This is a genomic window from Leifsonia sp. NPDC058248, from assembly GCF_042881905.1.
GTDB lineage: Bacteria > Actinomycetota > Actinomycetes > Actinomycetales > Microbacteriaceae > Leifsonia.
The window spans coordinates 228,835-246,519 of record NZ_JBHVXB010000004.1 but is presented as its reverse complement, the minus strand read 5'-3'; the positions used below and the strand labels follow the sequence as shown (position 1 = coordinate 246,519).

The window sequence follows — 17,685 nt, the reverse complement described above, 5'->3', positions numbered from 1 at the left end:
CAGAAGGGTTAGGCCTGGAGGCGCTTCGCTTCGGCGTTGAGCACCGCTGCCGGGATGGCATCGAGATGCGGCACGAGGGCAGCGCTGACAGCTGCGGCGACAGCGGCGGTGTCCCCGGTCGTGGCGACGCCCGCGACGGCGGCGGTCACGGCCGCCGTCAACTGCTTGCCGAGCGACGTGAGGTCGACGGTCGCGTTCACGTGGTCCGGAATGTCCTGGTAGGGCACGGATTGCAGGATCGAGTTCATGATGTCGACCTCGGCCGGCAGGAACGTGTCCGGGCGTTCAGCTGTCTGCGTCGAGTTGATGATGCGCTTGAAGAGGTCGTACTGCTGCTGCGTGCGGAGCGCGTAGAAGCCGCGGCTGGGGATGAACAGCCAGCCGGTGCCGTTGGTCGTCCAAATGAGGTACATGGTCTCTCCCTGTGCTGCTTGAGGCGGCGCGATCGGGGCTCCGTCGCTTCCCGCCGTGGTGGTTTCGAACGTGATGGGGTGGCCGAGCATGTCGCCGGTCCACCCGTAGTAGGTGCGGCCCCACGCCTTCTCGATCGCGCTGATGGTGGTGGTGCCGACGTGACCCCACGGCCACTCGGTGGAGCGGACCTGGTCGCCCTGCCCGGTCGCGATCGCAATGTGACCGTCGGAGCCGGAGAAGTAGACGGGCGCGCCGGCGGGCGGGGTGCGGTCGCCGGGGTGCTGCATCTTCGAGTAGATCCAGCCTTGCTTCGCGAACGCGACGGATGCGAGTGGTGGAAGGTTCGACTGTACGGCCCCGTAGCAGAGCCACACGTAGCGCAGACACTGCGGCCCGTCCGGTGTGTCTGGCGACGGTTCGGCGGTGGTGAAGGTGGCGGCGAGCGCTTGACGCCCGGTGCGGATTCCCATCTGTTTCTCCTTAGCTGCTCGGGAAGCTGATGCCATCGAGCGGGTAGCCGATCCCGGATGTTCGCGCCGCGTTCGCTGCGATGCTCAGGTCGCCGGTTGTGAGGATCTGAACCTGGCCAGCGATGGAGACCACCGTGGCGAGGATCAGCGTGTTGAGGGGACGGAATCCGGCCGGCAGGTTGATCGCGACCGGATTCGCCGTGGGGGCGGTCGCGTTGTACAGCTGGCCGGACAGGTAGGTGATATTGCCGATCTTGCGGTACTGCGGCAGCACGCCCGGACGCCCAGTGAAGCCGTTGGTGAAGGCGCCGGCGTAGGTGATCCAGCCAGTGTCGGACCATATGAGCCGCCAGTTGGTGCCGTCGAAGATGTAGTCGCCGTTGTTCGTCGGTGTGGGGTCGTTTCGCACTGTCGCGTGCTGCCACTGACCGGCGGTGGTCCACAACTGCAGGCCGGCGAACGTGTTGAACGGGACGAAGCCGCCGGGCGCGGCGTAGTACGTTGCCGTCCAGCTCACGGTGGGGGCGCCGCCTCCGGATGCGGGGACAGCGATCGTCGCGAGCGGGTGCGATCGGGCAGGTGCGGGGGCGAGTGCCGGGGTGCCGGGGCTGTAGAGAACTCGGATCGCGGGAACGCTCGAGCCGTCGCCCTCGGCCGGGTCATCGACCTGCACGTCGAGCCGGTCCGTGCGGGCCGACGCGCCGGCAGCGTTCACCCCACCCGTCACCACCTGGTCGAACGAGTACGAATACGCGCCCGCAATCGCCGCCGCCTCAGCGTCGATCAAACCCAGGAACGGGTTGACCGTCCATGTCGTCGCCGTCGCCGTGACGATGCTCGGGAGAGTGCCCGGGCGCACACCCGACAGGGAGCCCATCGGTCGCGCCGTCGAGCCCTGGGCAGCGAACGGTGAAACCGTCCCCTGCCGCAGATCCCGGCCAGCGTAGAGCGGGGCGCCGGCGACAGCGTCGACCGGATATACACGCGCAGTCATATCGACTCCTTGGATCGGAGCCCACCCGCAGGTGAGCTAATTTGCGGTCACGCCGCTCGGTCTGGGGGTATTAATTCGGCAAAGGGTGGAATAGCCTGTCTGCTATGAAGATCAAGTCGATGGTTCTCGGCGGCTCCGCAATCGCGCTGGCGGGTGGACTGTTCGCAGGCGTCGCGTTCGCATCCGCTGCGACCGCCCCGGCCGACACGCCGACGATCGTCGAGACGTCGACTGCGACGCCGACTGTTGAGCCCCCGGTAACACCGACCACAACCCCAACGCCGACCATGTCCCCGACTCAGGAGCCTCAAGTGACCACCACCGAGCCCGCCGCGCCCGCGCCGGCGACCGAGCCGCCCGCGCCGGCTTCCGAGCCTTCAGCGCCTGCCGAGCCCGCAGCGCCCGCACCCGCTCAGGAGGACCCAAGCGGGACGGGAACACTCGTCGGCGAAGATCCTGCGCCGAACGCGGCGCCCCCCGGCCAGCCGCCGATGCCTGCACCGCACACTTGGCCGCCCGATCTCTCGGGAACCGCGGCACCGTCGCCTTCTAGCTAGTTCGCTAGAACCTGCGCGATCACGTAGTTCGACTGAAAGTCCGCCGACGCCAGCGTCGTCGTCGATGACGACCAGATCCCGTAGTTCACGGTGATCGTGATCAGCTCGTTCGTGGGCACACCCGTGAGCTGCGCGTTGACCTGCAATGGCACACCGATGGATGTGTTGTTGACGAAGAAGACTCGCGCGTCGACTGTGTCGCGGGCGACATTCCATCCGCTCGGCGCGGACGCGGCGAACGTGATCAGCCCTAGGGCGCTCGAGTTGCCGGGCGCGAGAGTGCACTGGCCGCTGCCCACCGTTACAAGCAGCTTGCCCGTGGGGCACATCGTCTGCAGGATAAGCGCGGGACTCGAATTGAACCACCGGAACGTCGAGTCGCCGGGCGTGTTGCCGGTGTTGATGTGTGCCCCGAGTGCGGAAACGGTCGTGAGCCCGTTGAGCCTGGTGACGGTGTCGTCGAGTTCAGCGATCGTGGAGTTGAGCCCGTCGACGGTGCTGTTGAAGCTGGCCGCGATCGACGGGCCGAGCTCGCGCAGCTGCCGCTTCAGGTCGGCGATCTCGCGGACGAGGTAGTCCTCGCCTGGAGGCATCCCCGCCGAAGGGTTTGCAGGACCGACCATCGTCATGCTCCGATCTGCACGCCGGTGATGACCGGTTCGATGATTGCTGTTTCGCCGAGATTGAGGGTCCAGCCGATGGCCCGGCCGACACCGCCGACACCGTGCGGGAACGACGGCACGAGGTCCATGAGGTTCGCGTCGAGACCGCCGATCTCGAACCCGACGTCGTCGCCGATCACCCAGTCGACGCCGACCGCCGGCGCGGAGACCTCCGCCGCCGACAGCGACACCGATGTTGAGCCGTTGGCCAGCATCGCGAGCGCGGCCACAGCGTGGGCGGTGAGCGTGGCGATATCCGAGATCGATGTTGAGGGTGTGTACCGCTTCTCGAACGTGGGGCGGATGGGGTCGCCGGCGTTCTGGTGTGGGGACTGGGGCCGGACGTTGCCGGTCGCGGTGCTCACTGCCATGACGTCGTTCGCGCCCGCGTCGTCGCCGTAGTTCTCGACGAACTGGACGGCGGTGACCGGGCCGGGGATGTCGAACGTCGCGTTTGGTGCGTCACCGGTCACGGGGGAGCCAAGGCGGTTTGAGACGAACAGCACCGGCCGGTACCGTTCCGGCGACGACAGGTGCTCCCAGCCGATCGTCCACTCCGAGCCGCCGTCGGTCCCGGCGATCTCTGTGAGGGCCGAGTAGACGGTCTTGTCGTCAGCGTCCATGTAGGTTCGCGTGCTGACCGTGCCTGTCCCGATCTTCTGCACTCGGATCGGGATGCCGGGGGTCGCACCGTCGGCCACATACGTGTTGACGAGCGTCTGGATGATCGTGTTCTGGTCGGTGTTCGTGAAGGTCACCGTGCCGACGTAGCGGCGGTCGAGGTACTTCTCCAAGGTCACGAGGGAGAGGTCGACCGTGTCACCTTCGGTGCGCGTTCGTTGGGTGATCAGCCCGCCCCAGATCGGCAGCGCGATGTCGACGAAGTTGCCGAACGCGTCGATCTGCTGTCTGAGGAGAACGAGGCATGCGGCGCCCGGGAGCGTCGCGCGCAACCAGTTCTCAGGCGCAGTCGGCACCGGGAGCGTGGCGGTCGTCGACTGGTACTGACACAGGGCAACGCTCACCGAGCCGACGTCGAGGTCGGGAAGGTCTGCGATCACGATCCCGGTGCGCGCGTCAACGGACACCCATGCATAGCGTGCGGCCACGGTCACCTTCCCTCCGGTCGCAGATTGGCTATTGCCAGGCCGGTGTGGCCGTCACGGTCAACAGGGCCGCAGGGTTGAACGCGGGGGCGGTGAACGCCCACGTGTTCTCGCCCGGGTCGAACCCCGACCAGCCCCGCGAGGTGATGTACGACGCCCGGTTCGCCTGATCGTTTCCGAGGGTCACGTGCGAGTCCATGTCCACGGTCAGCCACTCGCCGACGCCGAGCGCGAGGGAGCTCGAGAACACGAGTGCGGTCCTCGTCGTCGAGCTGCTGTGCGTGATCACGGGACCGACGCACGGCCCGTCGATGCGCAGCACGACGGAGCCGATCTCGTTGCCTGGGTTGAACATGCTGATCTGGCCAGCGATCACTGTCGACGCGATCGCGAACGGGATCGTGTGCGGGATGATGAGGCCGCCGCTCGTTGCAGGCATGCCCGTCGAGCCGGACATGACCGGGCCGAGCTTCCTCGGATCTGCGGCGAAGACCTGCGCCGAGAATGTGAACGCGACGGAGGACTCCCACACGGGGAGCACGTCGCCGTCGCGGCGGACAGTGACCGTGCGGATCATTCCGCCGGGCTCGTACACGGTCAGCAGTGTGTCGTCGAGCGAGACCGCGGAAATGAGGTTATCGAGCGCTGCGACTGCCAGCTCCGGCGTCGGCGCCACAACCGCACCGGAGACGACCAGGGAGCGCCCCTGGGCGTACGAGAGTCCCGCCCATGCCCCAGCCTGGCGCGGCTTCTGCACCGGCTTCAGCGTCCCCTGCGGCGCACCCCAACCAGCGATATTCGACAGGTACCACTCGACGCCGGCCGCGTCCTTCGCATTGAACGTGACCGGGCCGAGCGTCGCGTACGTGAGCGCCGACATCAGACGGCTCCCAGCTGCGCTTGGCGACGCGAAACCTGCAGCGCGGTCGCCCGCGCGGAGATCGCTTCGTAGATGTTGAACGTGTCGCCGTCGCGGCCGCCGCTATCCCCGCTGCGACCGGCGCGGTCCATCAGGTCGTTCAGCTTGCCGGTGTCCACCACTGATTCCGCTTTGCCTGCCTCGGCGACGACCACTGCCGTGCCGCCCGGGCGAGGCATGACGGTGCCCGAGTCCGCGAGGCGTGGAAGGTGCGGGATGGCGCCGATGTGGATGCCGATCGCGCCGGCCAGCGAGGTGGCCCCATTGATGCCGTCGATGATGTTGTTGACGATGCCGATGATGTTGTTGAAGATGCCGCGCACGAAGTCGACGACACCGTTGAAGGCGCCACGGATGTTGCTGCCGATCGTGCCGAACACGATCCCGATCACGCCGCCGATGGTGCGTACGGCGCTGCCGATGAACGCAGCGACCGGCGAGATTACACTGTTCCAGATCCACGAGAACGTTGCGCCGATTGCGCGGAAGGCGATCCCGATGGCCGCGGCGACCGGCGAGATCGTCACCTGCCACAGAGCGCTCAAGACCGCCCCGATGGTGCGGAGCACGCCGCCGATGAATCCGGCGACGGGGGAGATAACGCTCCGCCACAGCCAGTTGAAGATTGCGCCGATCGCGTTGAACACCGGCAGCACGATGCTCTGATACAGCCAGATGAAGATTGCGCCGAGCGCCTTGAAGTACGGGATGACGATGGTGTTCACCAACCAGCTGATCACGGTCACCAGCACTGTGATCGCGCCGGCGACGAGTTGGATGATGGGAACGAGGATCGCCTGCATGAGACCTGCAACGAACGAGATGACCGGCCCGAGGACTTGCGCGAGGATCACCACGAGCGGGGCAATCACGGAGACGAGTCCGGTGATGAGCGGCATCAGCGCTTGCAGGATCGGGGACAACGCGCCGAGCACTGCCTGAATGATCGGCATGACCGCGCGGATCACTGCTCCGAGGACGGGGCCGATCACCTCGACGAGCTTGAGCACGACGGGGACGAGCATCTTGAAGACGGCAGCGAGTTCGGTGGTGAGAATCCCGACCACAGACGTCAGTGTCGGCATGAGCGCCTCGATCGCCCCGCCCAGCGCGCCACCGATCGATGCTGCCAGGGAGCCGAGACTGCTGATCAGCTGCGGAAGTACGGGCGCGATCGCCGTGAAGATCAGGCGGAGGGGCGAGAGCGAACTCGCGAGGGTGAAGACCTGCGGGATCAGCGGCGCGATTGCGGGCAGGATCTGCTTGAACGCGGACCCAACCGCGGCGAGCACCGGCGACAGCGCCGACCAGACGCTCGCGAACACGGGCTTGAGCGCGTCGAACACGGGCCCGATCTTCTGGACTGCGAAGAAGACGACGTCGCCCCACTGGGCGAAGATCGACTGTGAGCTGCCGACCTCGTCGGTGCCTTTCGTGAACCCGGACCGGAAGTCCGCGAACGCTCCGGCAACGGCGTGGACAGCGCCAGCGAGGTGACCGGACAGGGCGGACGAGAATACTGCGATGCTCGGGGCCGCCTTCACGAGCGCATTCGCGACACCAGAGATCGCAGGCGCGACGATCGGCATGAAGCCTTCCACAATGCTCTGCGAGATGTCCTCGAACGCACGCCGGGTGCGCGCGAGGCTGCCCGGGAGGGACTGGCCGGCCGCCGCGGCCGCGCCGCCGAACTCCTTGTTCAGCTCACCGAGGATGAGCTTCTGCGCGCCGACGGTGTCGCCCGTTTTCACGAGCGCAGCGATCGTGTCCTTCTGCCCCTGCGTGAACGACACACCGACTCGTGTGAGGGCGGTGATGCCCTTCACCGGGTCGTTGAGCGCCTTGCCGAGCAGGATCGCCTGCGAGGACGCGTCGCCGCCCATCTTCGCTGCCATGTTCGACGCGGCGAGGGTCGCCTGGTCGAAGATCTTGTCCGGGCCCGAGTTCTTGATGTTCGTGAACGTGAGGAGCAGCTGCTCGGCCTTCACGACCGAGTCGTCTGTCTGCCCGGATACGCCCTGGATCGACGACGCGAGGTCGGTCATGCCCTTCACGGTTACGTTCGCGGCGTTGCCGGTCGACTTGATGCCGGCGGTCAGCTGGGCGACACCAGCGGAGGCGTCCTTCGCTTCGTCGAAGCCGGTGTGGAAGATCTTGGCGATGCCGACGCCGATGCCGACGGCGGCGACGCCGGCCATGATCGTGCCCGCGATCTTCCCGCCGATGCCCTTGAGCCCGTCGGACTGGCCGAGGATGCCGTCAGAGAGCTTCTTCCCGAAGCCATTGGTGTCCGGTTTGACGGGGAGTGAAACGGTGCCTGCGGACAGTGCCTCGGACATGGCTACTCCTTGAGGAACTGGGCGAACTGGGCGAGTCCGACCGTTTCCGGTTCGGTATGCTCGCCTGGGCGCGGGAAGAATTCGGGCTCGGACGGGTTCCCGCCGTTGGCCTTGAGGAAGTAGAAAGTCAGCTTCCGGAGCTCATCGACGGTCGACGCCTGCAGTTCGGCCTGCTGGTCCCAGTTCGCCGAGACGCCACGCTGTTTACGGGCGGTCGCGGAGTCGGCGGGTAAGCCGTTGATGTGGGAGAGGAGTCTGCGCACGCCCCACCGGGATTCGCCCCAGCAGAGCGCGCGCAGATCCGCGCCGTCGTAGAACCGAGTGAAGTCGGCCTCGAGTTCGTCCCAATCCGTTTGCAGGATGTGGGCGAGGCCTGCTATTCCCCCGGGGTGAGACCGGTGATCAGGTTGGTCAGGAGTTCGAGGTCTGCCTGGGTGACGCCGCCGGCGACGAGCGTGTCGATGTCGGCCGGGTCGGCGAGCAGCTTCGACAGCCCTTCACGGAGACGACCGGACTGCAGGTCCTCCGCCGCGAGCACGTCGATTTCCGGACGTACAGCGACGAACCCGCCGGACACCTTGATGTACGGGGACGGGTCACCCGCGGCCGCGCGCGCTTCCGCACGGGCGGCGCGGGCGGCGTCGAGGTCGAGGACCTGTGCGCCAGCGGGCGCCTCGCTCAGGACGGTCATGCGGAGGCCGCCCAGTCCGAACCGTACGGGAGGACCGACTGCGAACCGTCGACCGGCTTGAGCGCCTGGATCTCGGACGCGAACCGGACAGCGTCCTGTCGGGTGTACTTGATCGTCGGCAGCGACAGCAGCTGCGCGCGCGGGACGACGAACCGCTGGTTCGTGGTGCCGTCGTTCCAGTCGATGCCGAGGATGAACTCGACACCGAGCGCCGAGTCGGGAATGACGATGCTGTACGGGGCCGCCGCGATGACACCGCCGGCAGCACCGACGGAGGTCGTGAAGAACAGGCCGCCGCGGGTTGCGGAGATGGTGAACGTCGTCGGCGTGCCGACCGCGATGACGTAGTAGACGGTGCCGGCGGTGAGACCACCGGTGACGGTGCCGGTGAAGACCACCGGGTCACCGACGGAGAACCCGTGCGCGGTCGCCGTGGTGATCACACCCGACACGGCGGTGGTGACCGCGCCACCGACTGCGACGCCCGTGTTGTTCACGGTGGCGCCGCCGAAGGCGAGCGACAGGTTCTGCTTGTCGGACTCGATGTTCTCGAACGAGAACGACCGGTCGAGGTCAGTGTTGATCAGCCGCAACGGCTCGAGGGACTGCCAGCCGGTGATCGGCTTCGTCTTCAGGTTCTGCTTGAGCGTGAAACCGTCGGTCGCGTACCCGAGGTTCGCGAACGCAGGATTCCAGGCGGTCGTGGAGTCCGCCGGCAGCGGAGTGCCAGCAGGCGCCTTCCACAGTGCACCCGAACCCGCGACGCGGATCTGGGAGGGGTCGAGGTTGGGCATGAGTGTTGTCCTTTCGGAAACGACCGGCGAGCCGATCAGGTGGGCTAGCTGTTGTTGTGGAGGAGCACCCGGAACCGGGCCGTGTACCGCGGGAGCGGCGGGTTGGGGATCGTGTCGGGCAGCCACGACGGGCCGACCTCTTCGACAGCGGACGACAGGACCGCCTCGGGGACGATGTCGTTCGCGATCGCGAGGATCGCCGCACGCGCGGCCTGCATCAGCCGTTTGCACTGCGCCTTCGTCCCACCGACGGCATCGATCTGGATAGCCGGTTCGTCGACGCGTTGGGGCACGGCCATGACACCGCCTGCCCGCTGCACGAGAAGCACCGGGTAGACGGGTGTGGGCGGCAGCTCCGTGGTGATCCGAGCGCCAGGCACCAGGTCGGTCACAGCGGGGACCAGTCGCAGGTACTGGATGACCGCGAGCTCGTCGTCGGGTGCAGGGACCACCGGATACGACATCAGTGCCCCCTGAACTTCAGGCCGAGCGCTTCAGCGGCACGGCGGAGGTTCCACTTGGCAGGAATGCCTCGACTGGGGACGCCGAACTCGATCCACGCCGACTTCGGGTCAGAAGCGAGAACGCGGGCGCCGTGCTTGGTCGTCTGGACTTCGATGCCGTCCTGATAGTCGCCTGACTCGAACGGTGCCGTGCTCCGGGCGATCTCGGCGATCTTCCGCGCGATCGGCTCGGCGGACGCGATGACCTCGGGTAGCTTCCCGACCTTCATGTCGAGGTCGGGGATCAAGTCGAGGTGGAAGTCGTCGCTGAGGTCCGGCATCAGGTGACCACCACCAATGCGGCCTCGATGTGGTCGACCTCGCGAACACGGGGATTCCAAACGAACTGTGGTTCGCCGTCCACCTGGAACGTCTGCCCTTGGAATCCGATGTGGTCAAGCGGGCCGATCACAGTGCCGGCAGGCAGGTATGCGACCCACTTGCTGACGGTCGTTTCCCGGTCGAGGATGAATTCGACGGAGGTCTGTTGCTCGAGGTAGCCGAGGACCGGTAGCGGGGCACCCGCGGCGGCTGGGACGGTGTTGCCGTACTCGTCCGCGCTCGTCCCGGACATGGTCTGGACGGTGAGCGGTTGAACCAGGAGGTGCCCGATGGTGCTCATCGCGACGTCGCAACCGACGTCGATGCGACGCGCTTCCGGTACCGGTTGAAGACGTCCTTCGCCGCCTCGGTGACGGTCATCGATCCACCCGGGGAGCGGACATAGGCCACCTTGTAGCCGCCGATCTGCTCATTCATGACCCCGATCGGGACGGACATCTGGGCGGCAACCATGCCCGCGACCTCGTCGGCGATCTCAGCCGGGACGGTGTCGAAGCCGTGGTCGTAGGTGATGACGACGGCGGACGCCGGGCCCGACCACGACGGGCCGGAGCTGTACGTCATGTGGGTCGACCCGGCGGGACCCCACAGGTTCGACATCTTCCCCGTCGAGCCGGTCGAGCTATCCGGCATTGCCGCACCCGAGAGGACGTCGACGTTCCCGAACCGGTCCCAGTGGTAGGCATCCGGTTTCAGCAGCGTGCCGTTCACGGTGACCGAGGTGACCGCTGTGACGGGACGCTGCGGGAGAACGATGCGGGGACCCCAGTTCCCGGCGAGTGTGATGACGTCGTCGGCAACTGCGGTGATGTCCTGGCGCATGTAGTTGCGTGCCTTCGCCGACGCCGAGACCAGCAACGCCAGTGCGGTCGCCTCCTCGGCCGCGGACAGGTCCCGGCCGAGGAGTACGCCAACATCTGAGGGCGCGGCCAGCGGCGCCAGCGACGGCATCGGCTACTTCTTCTTCGACTCGTCGGCCCCCGGGTCGACCGGGGTTGCCGGGTCGGCGGGGATTGCCGCGTCGACCGCCGGCTCGGAAGCCTTCTGTGCTTCGCGGAGTTCCTGCAGCGCGGCGATCTGCTCGTCGATGTCGGCCGCGGTCAGCGTGCGGGCGACACCGAACAGCGCCGGAGTTCCCTCGCGCGCCGCGGCCTCGTCCACGACCTCGAACTTGGTGTACTTGCTGTCGTCGGGCAGCTCGTAGTCGTCGTCGGCGTTGTGGAAGCCGACCTGGGGCGGATCGGTGGTCTTGTCGGTGACCTTGATGAACTTGACCATGGTGAATGCTCCTTGGGATTGGGTCGAGTGCGGGTGATGACCAGCGGCCCCGCCCCGTAGGGCGGGGCCTGTGATCAGGAGAGGACGACGACTGCCTTCTCGTTGCGGAGCTTCGCAACTCCGTAGAGGACGTCGAGCGTGACCTGGGTTCCGAGCAGCGACGCGTTGTACGCGACGGTGCAGCGGAGGGCGATGCCGGAGACGTCATCGACGACAACCGACGAGTTCGCGCCGGAACCCTCGGGGGCGGCCGGGAGGCCACGGGTCGCGAGGATGATCGCCTCGGGATCGAACGCGAGGTTCTTCGTGGAGACGGGGGCGCCGGCGATGGCGGGCACGAGCTGCGACGGGAGCAACTTGAAGCCCGCGATCTTGCCGATGACGCCCTCGTCGAACGCACCGGTGTTCTGGTACGCGAAGAACGGCGCGAGCGTGGTGTCGCCCAGCAGCGCGGCCTCGTCCTTGTCGCTGATCGCCATGTAGCGGTTCAGCTTGGAGACCTTGTTGTCGTTCATCAGCTTGCGGGTAGCGACGATGGTGGCGTAGTTCAGGTTCGTGCCCGCCGTGCCGGTGGTGTTCGTGAAGGAGGTGTACAGACCGAACAGGTCGGCCTCCACCTGCTCGGCGATCGGGATGACCGCGGCCTTCATGTACCGGTCCATGAGGGCCTGGTTGGCGAGCGCCTGCGTCACGTCCTCCAGGACGAACGACGCCTCCTTGTGCTTGTTCAGCACGACGGTGGTGGTCGTGCCGGTCGGCACCTGCAGGGTGACGGGCGTGTTCGCGGCCTTGTCGTTCGCGACGAACGTGCCCGGGTACGGGATGTTGAGCGTGTCGCCGACGTTGAATGGTGCGACGTCGCTGTCCTTGGTGACGAGGTTCGCGAGCACGATGTAGCTGCGGAGGACCTCGAGGGCAGTGTTGGCGAGGATGGTGGGGATGAAGTTGGAAGCGGAAGTGCGGGTGATGTCAGCCATGAGCTGGGCTCCTAGTCAGTGATGCGGCCCTCTTTGAGGGCCTTCTGGATGTCGTCCTTGTTGGCGACGTAGAACGCGTGGTTCTCGAGTTCGGACTTCCGGTAGATGCGGCCGGCCGCGTTCTCGTTGCGGACGCCCTGCCCGACGTCGGTGAACGTCGTGGTGGCCTTTCCGGTTGGGAACGTGGCGAGCACGTCATCGGCGTCGGCTTCCAACTCCTCGCGAGTGGTGCCGACCAGGCGTTTCGCCTGCGCCGGGGTGAGTCCCTTCTCGTCTGCGACCTCACGTCGCAAGTTCTGGGATTCGAGCGCTTCCGCGCGCGCCTCGGCCGCTGCTGCACGTTCCTGCAGCTTCTCGGCGTCGGTCTTGTCGCGGTCCTCGAACTCCTTCAGGCGAAGTCGGAGCGTTTCGGCTTCCTTGTTCGCTTTCCGGAGTGCGGCCTTGACCTCGGCGGGGATCTCCGTCTTGTCGGTCTCGGTGGTTGCTGCGTCGGCAGCGGCCGTATCCGTCTCCGTGGTGGAGGTGTCGGCGGTTTCGTTCTCAGCCATCACGGCTCTCTTTCGCTTCGCCCCGACCTCGCGTCAGGGACATGCTGGGCACAGCCTCGAAGGGCTGGCAGATTGTGGGCGGCTATGCGGCCGCGGGGATCTCGGAAGGTCCGGTGAAGTGGTCACCCTTTTGCCCGATCACAGGGCCGAGCTCGCCGTGCTCGTGGATACTGGCGTCGCCGAAGGTGCGACCGGGTGTGAGGAACGTCGAGTTCTCTTCAGCGGTGCTCTGGCGTACGACGGGGTCAGCGGTGCATCCGCACCGGTTGTGGAGCGGCTGGGGCTCGTCGGGGCCTGTGTAGGCGCCGTCGATGGACTGGCAGAAGTCACAGCACCCCGGTTCGGCGACGCGACGCCATGCCACGATCTCGCCGCCGGACTGTCGCCCGAAGAGCGTGAGCGCGGTACGGGCCGCGAGAGCGATGTCCATCAACGAACTCGACTGGGCGACGTTGCCGCCCATCGTCACCGCGTCTTCCCAGTCGTCACCATCAGCGAGGGCCGTCCAGACCTTCACGAACGGGCGCCGGTACACGGCGCCCGGTGCGACACCGTTGCGAACATTCGCGCCCTGGGCTGCTTGTACGTCGAGTCCGACCGGCGCCTGGCCGAGCTTCCGCGCCAGGTAGGCGGAGGTGAGCGCGACCGCGCGCGCTTGGCCGGCGGTCACGATCGGTACGGCGCGCTCGAGGAAGCGCGGGACGTCCGCCTCGTTGTATGCCCCGAGGTCAGCCCACTGCCGTGCGACGAGGTCGCCCACTGTGGTGCGCGTGACCTTCAGCTGGTGCTGGTACGCGGCGGTCAGCGCGGAAACCATCACGCCTCCGCAACGACGGGCGCGCTGCCGAGCTTTGGGATCGCAGGCGGCGCGAGCAGTGTGTCGAGTGAGTCGGCGACCTCCATGGCGTGGAAGCGCGAGATCTGCGTCTGCGTGTAGCCGGCGTCCTCCCAGAGCTGCTGGCGCGGCACACCGATCGCGGCGCGCTTCACGAGCGCGTCAGCCAGTTCGGACTCCGACCGATACTCGGGGTTGCCCCAGATCGTTTCCCCGTCCGTGACGTCCGCGCGCGGGTCGCCGACAACTTTGAAGCAGAGGCGGATGACCTCTTCCCACGCCTCCCCGAAGTACCGCATCTTCCGGCGAGCCTTTGCGACGAGTCCCGTCTCCGCCGCCTTGATCGCGTCGCCGGAGGGGAGGTTGCCGCCGACGTTGAAGTAGTGCGGGGGTGTGCGGGTCTGGGTGGACACGTGCTGGACCAGCATCTCGATCTGCTTGATGTGGTTCATCGTGTCGCCGGCCGGGAGCGTGCCGAAGTTCGCCTGAGCGTCCTCAGCGACGAGGAGCTTGTCGACGGCGATCTGGAACGGTGCCTTCGTGTTGCCCTGGTCGTCTTCTTCGAGTTCGAGGCCGGTGACGTACCGCTGCGGGAAGGCGATGTACTCCGATGCGACGATCATGTCCGCGACGGTCTTGTTGATCGCGTCCTGCAGGGGGATGACGTTGATGAACTCGGACACGCCGAAGTTGCTGTCCAAGCTGGGGTCGTTGACCAGTTGCACCATCGACACTTCGCCCAACGGGTTCGGCATCGGCCACGTGGCGTCATTCTTCTGGTCGGGGACCCAAGTCTCTTCGTTCGCAGGCGACGCTTTGAACCGGTAGACCGCGTCGGCGAACATCAGCGTCGCGTGCTTGCCCTCGCTGTCGAGCCACGCCTTCAGGCCTGCAAGTCGCACGGTCCGGTCGCCCGGGTCGTACGCGATGATGCACTGATTCGGCGTCTCCACCGACACCTTCGGTTTCCCGTCACCGTCCGCCCACACGATCACGTAGCCGTCGCCCTTGATCAGCGCCTGCTTGTGCGCGAGCTGCGACGCGGCGTCGAGGTCGTTGGCCTGCCAGATCGCCCACGCGTCCTTGTCGGCGGTCGGGTCGGTGCCCATCCGGAAGCCCTGGATGTTCAGGCGCTCCTCCACCGCATTGACGACGAGGGGGATGAAGTTGTCGGCGAACGCGCTGAACAGTCCGCCGAACGCGGCCCGGAACTTGTCGGACGAGAAAGCGAGGCGGTGCTTGCCGGCGTGGTACTCGGTGAGCCGGTGCAGATCGGCCTGGCGCGCCTCGAGTTCTTTGATCATCCGCTCGAGGACGTTGTAGGGGAAAGGCTGCGGCTCATCGGCCATGGAGTGTCCCCTTCTCTAGAATCCGCCGAAGCGTTTGGTCTTCTTCGCTCTGAGGGCGCCGGCTTGGACCGCGTCACCGCGTGCCTCGTAGGCGAGGACGGCCGCGACTGCGGCGTCGATCTTGTTCGGCGATCCGGGCCGGTCCTTGCGGATCAGCACCCCGGAACGGGTCTGTTTGCGTTTCGCGTTCTTCACATGCCGTGACAGGTCGTCGTTCGGCTCATAGGAGAGCTCGCGGGTGGTCGCCGCGGTGTGGAAGCGTTCGTTCGCGGCGACCATCGCCCGCTCACGGTTCGTCCACCATTCTGTGACGATCTTTTCCCCGTGCTCGGACGCCCACCGGCCGACGATGTCCTGCCAGTACGCGGGGTCGCAGTACATGCGCACCACGCTGTAATCGGCGAACGCTTTGGCGACTGCCGCGTCGACCTCACCGACTGGGACTTCCCACTCGGCGGCGGCTTCCTCGTCCTCCGGCGCTTCCCATAGCCCGAGGAGGAACAGACGCCCGTCGGAGATGCGGCAGCCGATGAGCGCTGTCGAGTCGTCGCGGAGGGACCCGTCGAAGCCGATCGCGATCGCGTCACCGGGAGCGATCTCGTCGGCTTTCGCCGCGAGCTCGTCCCAGAGCAGCGGGTCGAGCCACGAGTCGGAACCAGCGACGATGCGGTTGCCGAAAAACCGCTCCGCCTGGGCCGGATCGCGTTCGATCAGGTCGAACGCTTCCGCCTCGATCGCGTCGAGGTCAACATGTCCACCACGCGACTTTAGGGCTTCCCCGTAGACGATGGTGTGGATCTTCCGCCGCTCGACCTTGTTCTTGTACGACAGGTTCGACGGGGGCTGCCGGAACTGCCGGTAGATGTCCTGCGCCTTCGACTCGTACTGCTGTTGCGCCACCGACATCTCTGCCGGGTTCCACGCGTTCGAGGTGAGGCTTGCGCGACCGCCCATGCCGGCGAGGCCGCGGTACTGGGTGTCGGCTACTGCCGCCATCCGGTTCGTGCGAGTCCACAGCCCGACCTCGTCCTGCGGGGCGAACGTGACGCGCTGGCCGAGGCGTGACATGGCCGAGCTCGTGACCGTGTCGATGCGGCCGCCGCCGGGGAGGCGGATGAACTGCTCACCAGTCTTCGGGATGATGTCGGTGAGCGGACCGTACTCGATCATCGGGCGAAGGACGCCGTAGACGTTGTCGGTTTGCTCCTCGGACAGGGCGGTGATCTGGATCAGCGGTGTCGGCCACGACATGCCCATCGGCTCGCCTAGCGCATATTCGCGCTCCCACCCGCACCCGCACCCATGGTCAGAGCAGGCATACCCGTCGTCGGGGCCAGCCCATCCGGCGAACAGCGCCGGCCCGACCCCCTCGAGGCAGATGTGCGCAGCGGTCGTCGGACCCTTGCCGAGTTTCTGCGGTCCGATGAGCAGCCCGCGCCGATACACGAACGCAGGGCCAAGGACCGGGTCGGCCGGGTTCCACTCGACGTCAGGACGCACCAGGTAGAAGTTCGAGAAGTAGTCCAGCTGGTAGTCGTACAGGTTGAAGTCGCGGCCGCGGTTGAAGCCGTCGGGGACCACACAGTGGGCCTCGACCCAGTCGAGTGCGACACCGAGGGTCTGCGGTTCAGCCGACCTCGGCATTGCGGGCCTTCAGCCGCTCGCTCGCGGAGAGCTTCTTCGCGGCGGCTGCCGGCGCGCGCTTCGCCGCGACCTCGTCTGTGGCGATCTTCCACCGGAGACTGAGCATCGCCTTCGCGTTCAGCCCGAGCCGGTCCGACCACTGGCGGGCCTCTGCTGCAGCCTTCATGTCGCCGCCCTCGGCAGCCCAGACGAATCGGGTGTAGAGGGCGACGTCGTGCGTGGCGCGCTTGCGCTCCCACACGATCGATTGCGGCGTCGCCCACAGCTCGGCCCAGATCTCGGACTCGCGCTCATCCGCTCGAACCGCATCGCGGCCGATCGGGAGCTTCTTGTCGCTCGCCGACAGGTCTTCCTGATTCAGCAGGTGCGCGGTCAGATCAACCCACGAGCGGAGAGGCCATGCAGGAGCTGCACCGCGGCGACCCTCGGAAGGAAGCGTGGTCCACCCGTCCTTGTCAGAGGGGCGATCGCGTCGCAGAGCATTCGGATCAGGCGCTGGACCAGGCATTGGAACCTCCATGCAGCCTCGCGCTGCGTAGGAACTAAGCGATCCGACCTCACGTCGGGGGCGCTCTGAGAATTTCGGAACCTGACTGACCAACGAGACGCAGCCCTCCACGGTCTCCGCGGGATGCTGAAACCATTGGGTACCCCTGGGGGTAGTGGGTCGCGATCAGGTCGTGTGCTGTCGTCGCTGTGCTGCTGTCGTCGCTGCGGTCTTCGCAGAGTGGTGTTGATGGCACAGCGCCATCCAGTTCGTGACGTCGTAGCCGCGAGGCCCTAGTGGGCCAAGCCCGTCGATGTGGTCGGTGTCTGTGGAGGCGCGTGTGCACCCCACTACCGCACACTCGGGGTTGGCCTTGAGGAAGTCACGTGATGCTTTACGCCAGCGTGCGTCGTAGCCACGTGCAGTGCTGCTCGGCCGGTAGGTGTCGTCTGCCTTGACGGTGTGCTCTTCGCAGCGCGTTGATCCTTGGACGAACTCGGGGCAGCCCACGAACGAGCAGACCACCCACTGGTTTCGTCTGGGCATGTGTCATCTGAACTCGCCGGTCTCCTGGTTGTAGTAGCCGCGAATCGGCTTGGCCTCTACGACGTCGGTCACCTCGGGCTCGGCCGTGGTGTCGACGGGTTCGGTCGGCTTCTTGTCATCGTTCGCCATTACGGCCTCCTCAGTGGGTAGAAGTTCCGGCGCTCGCGCAGGTACACCGCGCCGGCGGAATTGGACCGGGCTTTGGGGTGGTGTCCTTCGCGGCAATGTCA

The 17,685-nt window shown here is 66.6% G+C and carries 21 protein-coding genes; all 21 read right to left on the bottom strand.

Going from position 1 to position 17,685, the window contains the following annotated elements; all coding sequences use genetic code 11:
* Positions 1 to 8: 8 nt before the first annotated feature.
* A complete protein-coding gene (locus tag ACFVV5_RS08830; RefSeq protein WP_387242075.1) occupies positions 9 to 884 on the bottom strand; it encodes a hypothetical protein in 876 nt (291 codons plus the stop codon).
* A 10-nt stretch (positions 885 to 894) separates the two neighbouring features.
* Positions 895 to 1,878, bottom strand: a complete 984-nt coding sequence (locus ACFVV5_RS08825; protein ID WP_387242072.1) for a hypothetical protein — start codon at positions 1,876 to 1,878, stop codon at positions 895 to 897.
* 553 nt (positions 1,879 to 2,431) lie between these two features.
* A complete protein-coding gene (locus tag ACFVV5_RS08820; RefSeq protein WP_387242069.1) occupies positions 2,432 to 3,028 on the bottom strand; it encodes a hypothetical protein in 597 nt (198 codons plus the stop codon).
* 32 nt (positions 3,029 to 3,060) lie between these two features.
* On the bottom strand, positions 3,061 to 4,206 hold the full coding sequence (locus ACFVV5_RS08815; protein WP_387242067.1) for a hypothetical protein: 1,146 nt from the start codon (positions 4,204 to 4,206) through the stop codon (positions 3,061 to 3,063).
* Between the two features lie 28 nt (positions 4,207 to 4,234).
* Positions 4,235 to 5,083, bottom strand: coding sequence for a hypothetical protein (locus ACFVV5_RS08810; RefSeq protein WP_387242064.1), 849 nt, complete (start codon positions 5,081 to 5,083; stop codon positions 4,235 to 4,237).
* Entirely contained in the window at positions 5,083 to 7,461 is a 2,379-nt protein-coding gene (locus ACFVV5_RS08805; RefSeq protein WP_387242061.1) for a hypothetical protein, read from the bottom strand. The genes ACFVV5_RS08810 and ACFVV5_RS08805 overlap by 1 nt, the downstream gene beginning before the upstream one ends.
* 2 nt (positions 7,462 to 7,463) lie before the next feature.
* Positions 7,464 to 7,724 carry a hypothetical protein gene (locus ACFVV5_RS08800; RefSeq protein WP_387242058.1) on the bottom strand — a complete coding sequence of 87 codons (261 nt, stop codon included), beginning with the start codon at positions 7,722 to 7,724 and terminating at the stop codon, positions 7,464 to 7,466.
* Between the two features lie 113 nt (positions 7,725 to 7,837).
* Entirely contained in the window at positions 7,838 to 8,152 is a 315-nt protein-coding gene (locus ACFVV5_RS08795) for a hypothetical protein (protein WP_387242054.1), read from the bottom strand.
* On the bottom strand, positions 8,149 to 8,946 hold the full coding sequence (locus ACFVV5_RS08790) for a hypothetical protein (protein ID WP_387242051.1): 798 nt from the start codon (positions 8,944 to 8,946) through the stop codon (positions 8,149 to 8,151). The genes ACFVV5_RS08795 and ACFVV5_RS08790 overlap by 4 nt, the downstream gene beginning before the upstream one ends.
* 44 nt (positions 8,947 to 8,990) lie before the next feature.
* Positions 8,991 to 9,410, bottom strand: a complete 420-nt coding sequence (locus ACFVV5_RS08785; RefSeq protein ID WP_387242048.1) for a DUF3168 domain-containing protein — start codon at positions 9,408 to 9,410, stop codon at positions 8,991 to 8,993.
* On the bottom strand, positions 9,410 to 9,730 hold the full coding sequence (locus ACFVV5_RS08780; protein WP_387242045.1) for a hypothetical protein: 321 nt from the start codon (positions 9,728 to 9,730) through the stop codon (positions 9,410 to 9,412). Before ACFVV5_RS08780 ends, ACFVV5_RS08785 begins: the two co-directional genes overlap by 1 nt.
* On the bottom strand, positions 9,730 to 10,071 hold the full coding sequence (locus ACFVV5_RS08775; protein ID WP_387242042.1) for a hypothetical protein: 342 nt from the start codon (positions 10,069 to 10,071) through the stop codon (positions 9,730 to 9,732). The genes ACFVV5_RS08780 and ACFVV5_RS08775 overlap by 1 nt, the downstream gene beginning before the upstream one ends.
* Entirely contained in the window at positions 10,068 to 10,742 is a 675-nt protein-coding gene (locus tag ACFVV5_RS08770) for a hypothetical protein (RefSeq protein WP_387242040.1), read from the bottom strand. Before ACFVV5_RS08770 ends, ACFVV5_RS08775 begins: the two co-directional genes overlap by 4 nt.
* Before the next feature lie 3 nt (positions 10,743 to 10,745).
* Complete coding sequence (locus ACFVV5_RS08765; protein ID WP_387242037.1) at positions 10,746 to 11,069, bottom strand: hypothetical protein; 324 nt, start codon at positions 11,067 to 11,069, stop codon at positions 10,746 to 10,748.
* A 74-nt stretch (positions 11,070 to 11,143) separates the two neighbouring features.
* Positions 11,144 to 12,046: a P22 phage major capsid protein family protein gene (locus ACFVV5_RS08760; protein WP_387242034.1), complete on the bottom strand. Its 903-nt coding sequence runs from the start codon at positions 12,044 to 12,046 to the stop codon at positions 11,144 to 11,146.
* Positions 12,047 to 12,057: 11 nt separating this feature from the next.
* A complete protein-coding gene (locus ACFVV5_RS08755; protein WP_387242031.1) occupies positions 12,058 to 12,594 on the bottom strand; it encodes a hypothetical protein in 537 nt (178 codons plus the stop codon).
* An 82-nt stretch (positions 12,595 to 12,676) separates the two neighbouring features.
* Positions 12,677 to 13,411, bottom strand: a complete 735-nt coding sequence (locus ACFVV5_RS08750; protein WP_387242028.1) for a hypothetical protein — start codon at positions 13,409 to 13,411, stop codon at positions 12,677 to 12,679.
* Positions 13,411 to 14,778 carry a phage portal protein gene (locus tag ACFVV5_RS08745; protein WP_387242025.1) on the bottom strand — a complete coding sequence of 456 codons (1,368 nt, stop codon included), beginning with the start codon at positions 14,776 to 14,778 and terminating at the stop codon, positions 13,411 to 13,413. Before ACFVV5_RS08745 ends, ACFVV5_RS08750 begins: the two co-directional genes overlap by 1 nt.
* Before the next feature lie 15 nt (positions 14,779 to 14,793).
* The gene (locus ACFVV5_RS08740) at positions 14,794 to 16,422 is read right to left on the bottom strand and encodes a hypothetical protein (protein ID WP_387242022.1); all 1,629 of its coding nucleotides are present in this window, start codon (positions 16,420 to 16,422) and stop codon (positions 14,794 to 14,796) included.
* A complete protein-coding gene (locus tag ACFVV5_RS08735; RefSeq protein ID WP_387242019.1) occupies positions 16,406 to 16,930 on the bottom strand; it encodes a hypothetical protein in 525 nt (174 codons plus the stop codon). Before ACFVV5_RS08735 ends, ACFVV5_RS08740 begins: the two co-directional genes overlap by 17 nt.
* A gap of 528 nt (positions 16,931 to 17,458) precedes the next feature.
* Entirely contained in the window at positions 17,459 to 17,584 is a 126-nt protein-coding gene (locus tag ACFVV5_RS08730) for a hypothetical protein (RefSeq protein ID WP_387242016.1), read from the bottom strand.
* Positions 17,585 to 17,685 lie beyond the last annotated feature (101 nt).